The 265-nt window shown below is 58.1% G+C and carries 1 protein-coding gene; it reads left to right on the top strand.

All coding sequences use genetic code 11. The features are described 5' to 3' along the window. On the top strand, positions 1-265 hold a 265-nt coding region (locus GCM43_RS25960), incomplete at both ends, for an Ig-like domain-containing protein (protein ID WP_193315754.1).

Below are 265 nucleotides of genomic sequence, written 5' to 3'. Positions count from 1 at the left end.
GACAGCTTCAGCTACACCATCAGCGATGGCAAGGGCGGCAGCAATACCTATGTGGTCAATATCGTGATCGATCCGGTCAACGATGCGCCAGTCGGCAGCGGCACCACGATTACCACGCCTGAAGACACGGTCAAGACTGGCAATCTGCCACCCGCGAGTGATGTGGATGGCGACACCGTTACCTACACCAAGGCCAGCGATCCGTCGCATGGCACGGTTACCGTCAATCCGGATGGCAGCTACAGCTATGCGCCAAAAGCCGACT

Origin of the sequence: Janthinobacterium aquaticum, assembly GCF_009208565.1 — a bacterium.
Lineage (GTDB): Bacteria > Pseudomonadota > Gammaproteobacteria > Burkholderiales > Burkholderiaceae_D > Janthinobacterium.
The sequence above is the reverse complement of the archived record's forward strand: the minus strand, read 5'-3'. Positions and strand labels throughout refer to the sequence as shown.